Source organism: Okeania sp. SIO2B9 (genome assembly GCF_010672505.1).
Lineage (GTDB): Bacteria > Cyanobacteriota > Cyanobacteriia > Cyanobacteriales > Microcoleaceae > Okeania > Okeania hirsuta.
The window spans coordinates 1-4,282 of sequence record NZ_JAAHGK010000648.1; the positions used below are offsets into that span (position 1 = coordinate 1).

The window sequence follows — 4,282 nt, forward strand, 5'->3', positions numbered from 1 at the left end:
CAACAGTTTTGCAGGATGTCTGTAAAAGAGTAGAAACAACATTTTCTAGATTTGTAACAGGTGATAGTAATACAAAAGAAGCGGTAAAACTGTTGAGTAAAGTTGGGAAAAATCCAGATATTAACTACTATGCTTGACTTTTACTGTAGCCTTTTTCAGTTCTGGTAATTGCTTCTTCTGGTTGTAATAATTTGGTTTGTCTTTTAATTCAGGTAAATGAGAAATCAGAGGATAAGCATTGATAGGACATCTGTCTTGCTCCCACCAGTTAAAACGTTCTCCTAACATTCTGTTGTACCAATACCGACAAACCCGAAGTCAGTTGTTTAGTGTTAAGTTCTGGCTAGTTTCTGGATATATACGATATTGGTATGTATATTTCATTGCTAATAGTTAAAAAGTTTTGATATATTCCTCCTGAACAATTTTTGAGCTTAATTATTATTGCTAGCTTAACTTGAATGAGAAGAAATCTAGTATATATTTCTGTAGATTTACAAAAGTTTATAATTCTTTATAATTAAGAGCTTGCTAGCAGTGTATATTCCAAAAAAGTAGAAAACTTAAAGAAATAAGCTCATAAATTTATACAATCTAAGTTCCTGGTTCAGGAGTAGATTGTAGCAATGAGCCAAAATTTTTCAGTTTTGTAACTAAAAAATACATTTTTTCAGCAAACCAGATTTTACCTAGGAGATAGTTCAAATGGTTTTTGGACCAGCATCTCAATTAGGGGTTAGCCTTTTTGAAGATACAGAACCCGTGGAACTGTTGCCCGGAAGCTCATCAGAAGAAAAAGAAACTGTGATTCGAGCTGTCTATAAGCAAGTTCTGGGCAATGCTTACGTCATGGAGAGTGAAAGACTCTCTGTACCAGAGTCCCAACTCAAAGAAGGCGAAATTACTGTCCGTGAATTTGTACGTCAAGTTGGACGCTCTGACTTGTATCGTTCTCGGTTCTTTGAAAGTTGCCCCCGCTATCGTGCAATTGAATTAAACTTCAAGCACTTTTTAGGTCGAGCTCCCAATGGTTACGATGATATGAAGTTTCATAGCAATGTCCTTGATGAAGGAAGTTTTGAAGCTGATATTGATTCCTACATTGATAGTGAGGAATATGATAGTGCTTATGGGGAAAATATAGTTCCTTATTATCGAGGCTATAAAACCCAAACCGGCAAAAAAATGGTTGGTTTTACTCATATGTTCCAACTATTACGAGGTGCTTCCAGCAGCGACTTAAAAGGAAGTTTGTCTGGAAAAAGCCCTGCTTTGAATAAATATGTGATTCAGGAAACACCTTTAGCGGTAGTTCCTCCTTCTGGTGGTTCAGATGGTTGGTCATTCCAAGATACACCTTTAGGTGCTAGAACTAGACAGGGAGTAGGAGCTGATTCTGGTGGTAAAGTTTACCGCATTGAAGTAACAGCTTACCGCTCAAAAGTAGTAAATCGTGTTTCCAGATTCCGCCGTAGCAATCAAGTATTTTTGGTGCCTTTTGATAAACTTTCCCAAGAGTACCAAAGGATTCATCAGCAGGGTGGTGTAATTTCCAGTATTACTCCTGTTAGCTAGGGCTTAAAATTAGAAAATTATTTACTCTTTTCCATGAATAGCTTAGTTGCTAGATTCCTAATAACTAAAAGTTAAATTATCACAACTTAATAGTGCTAATTTAGCAATATTAAGGATAAATCAAGGGTAAAAATTTTCAATAATTTTCAGTGATTCATGGTTAATGGCTATGATGTTTATACTTGTTAAATTAATGGCTATTAACCATGAAAACTGCAATCATAATCAATAGAAAAAATCAAAATCTTTTAATTAGAGGAGTTAAGAATGTCACTTTGGGTAGATACAATAGATCCAATAGAACTACGTTCTAATGCTACAGAAGATGAAATACAAGCAGTGATTAGAGCTGTTTATAAGCAAGTTTTGGGAAATATCCATGTAATGGAGAGTCAACGTCTAACTAGCGGGGAATCATTACTCCGAAATGGGGATATTTCTGTCCGTCAATTTGTTAGTATGGTTGCTAAATCCGATCTATATTTCACCTTGTTTTTTGAATCATCTTCTCCTTATGGATTCATAGAACTAAACTTTAAGCATTTATTAGGTCGCCCTCCCGAAGACCAAGCAGAAATTTCTGAACATACCCTTATATACAATGAACAAGGATATGAGGCAGAAATTGATTCTTATATATACAGCGAAGAGTATACTGAAAACTTTGGGGAAAACATTGTTCCATACCCACGGGGTAATAGCAGTCTAGTTGGAATGAAAAACGTGGCCTTCAATCGGATGTTTGCTCTGGAACGAGGAAATGCTACAAGTGACAGAAACAAATCTTCCCGACTTACTTCAGATTTAGCTACTAACCTTGCTACGAAAATTGTTCCACCTGCATATTTAAGTGGACCTTATAGCAATACAGTCAAACGTTTCCAAATCTTAGTGACTAAAACTGGTATTGGTCCTACTGTAAAACTGAGTAAAACAACTTATACAGTATCTTACGAGCAGCTAACTTCAAAAATTAACAGCATTCAGAGAACAGGTGGTAAAATCCTGAAAATTACTGAAGTTGGTTAACAAGCTATCAGCTATCAGCTAAAATCGGCGGGTTCGGTGTCCTCCACGCTTATTTGAAAAATTAGTGGTGTGGGTGTTCTAGGGGTTTGTAGACCAGGAGCGACTTCTCTTGAGTATCTCCCATATTATGCCTTGAGAGCTGACCGCTGACCGCTGACTGCTAATTGCTATTTTAAGAGGGACCTGTTTTAAACTAACAGGTTCCTGATTAAATATTATTCAAGATAGGAATAATGGATGTTGTAGAATTTGTTGAATGCTCTATAGGACGCTGGCGATCGCAACGTAGTGGCCATAATTTAGCATTTAGTCATTTTGAGGAAGTTCGGTCCACGATAGATATTGTCTCTTTACCAAAAACGGCTCCAGAAGTTATAGAATTGTGTAAGTCTAGTGAAGTAGATATTGCTCAAGCTGTTTCTCCTTTTCAGATGAGTTGGCAAGGGGAGTCTGACTGGGATAATGATGAAGTTATTGAAGGTAGTTGTGTATTAGTACCAATACCCGACCTGGATAATCTCAAAAAAGGAAAATTATTACGTTCCCAAGGTTATGCAGAAACTATTGCTGCTGTGGGAGAATATCAGATTACTGAAGATGGTACTTTTGTTCTACATACAGAGTATGACCGTGCTGCTGCAGAAGAAAAAATTTGGTTTGGTACTCCCAATCTGAGGTTTCGAGTATCCTTGATTAAAACGAGTGATGGTAATGGTGTATTAACTGCCTCTTTTTCATCAGAAATTCGTTCTTTGTCAATGGAAGAAAAATCATGAGTCTTATCTATCACGGTAATATAATGTCCGGTTGAATACTTAATAAATAAACAACTGAGGAGTCAGTCCTCAGGAGGGAAGAAAGAAGAGGAGGAAAAGGAGAAAGTTTTGGTAGTCCTGTATATGTAGTGATAAGTCAATATAAATTATTAGTTTTTGATATTAATATTGAAAATATTAAGTTTTTCCTGCTCAAAAAAAATCAAAATTATTGTCTCGGCGATCGCTACATATTATCAGAGATAAAAATATCAGAAATCAACCCCAAGTACCCTGAAAAAAAGTATGCTATTATCTATGACAGTAATAATAAAAAAATCTCTATAATTCAGATGTCAAATCATCAATTAATCTGTCCTAGTTGTGGTAGTAATTATATTGCCAAAAATGGGACTATTCACAACAAAAAACAAAAATATCAATGTCAAAATAGTCTCTGAAAATTTGTCGAAAATAGTCACAGAAATTATATTAGTCATGAAACCAAAGAACTGATTGATCAGTTATTACTAGAAAAAATTAGTTTGGCTGGTATAATTCCTGTAATAGGTGTGTCATAAAAATGGCTCCAGAATCAGGTCAATAATAGAGTTGTCGCTAAATAAAGGGAAAAAATCACTCTAACCTAGACAGAGCAATAATTCCCAGCATTTTTGCCATCCAATAGCTACAATCCTTACATAACAAGGTTTTTGGGGGATTTTTAAGTTATAAAGCGACAAGTCTAATAAGTATGCTCATGTTTCACAGTCTATTAAATGTACAAAAAAAACAGGTAATATCATGTCCGGTAGCATCGGTATTGTATAGCAAAGGTAGGCAACAGGGAACACTTAACTGGGAACAGGGAACAGGCAGGAATACTTAAGGGCAATAAAAAAAACTTAAATTCCCTGTAGATA

The 4,282-nt window shown here is 35.6% G+C and carries 5 protein-coding genes; 4 read left to right on the forward strand and 1 reads right to left on the reverse strand.

Annotation, left to right across the window (positions count from 1 at the left end):
- Positions 1 to 120: 120 nt before the first annotated feature.
- The gene (locus F6K13_RS20820) at positions 121 to 288 is read right to left on the reverse strand and encodes a hypothetical protein (protein ID WP_192901072.1); all 168 of its coding nucleotides are present in this window, start codon (positions 286 to 288) and stop codon (positions 121 to 123) included.
- Positions 289 to 705: 417 nt separating this feature from the next.
- Here F6K13_RS20820 and F6K13_RS20825 point away from each other — a divergent pair, with 417 nt between their 5' ends.
- From F6K13_RS20825 to F6K13_RS20840, 4 genes are all read left to right on the forward strand, one after another.
- Positions 706 to 1,575: a phycobilisome linker polypeptide gene (locus tag F6K13_RS20825; protein ID WP_124143970.1), complete on the forward strand. Its 870-nt coding sequence runs from the start codon at positions 706 to 708 to the stop codon at positions 1,573 to 1,575.
- 267 nt (positions 1,576 to 1,842) lie between these two features.
- Positions 1,843 to 2,604: a phycobilisome rod-core linker polypeptide gene (locus F6K13_RS20830; RefSeq protein ID WP_124143969.1), complete on the forward strand. Its 762-nt coding sequence runs from the start codon at positions 1,843 to 1,845 to the stop codon at positions 2,602 to 2,604.
- 233 nt (positions 2,605 to 2,837) lie between these two features.
- Positions 2,838 to 3,380 carry a phycobiliprotein lyase gene (locus tag F6K13_RS20835; RefSeq protein ID WP_124143968.1) on the forward strand — a complete coding sequence of 181 codons (543 nt, stop codon included), beginning with the start codon at positions 2,838 to 2,840 and terminating at the stop codon, positions 3,378 to 3,380.
- A 128-nt stretch (positions 3,381 to 3,508) separates the two neighbouring features.
- Positions 3,509 to 3,820, forward strand: coding sequence for a hypothetical protein (locus tag F6K13_RS20840; protein ID WP_287288237.1), 312 nt, complete (start codon positions 3,509 to 3,511; stop codon positions 3,818 to 3,820).
- Positions 3,821 to 4,282: the final 462 nt, after the last annotated feature.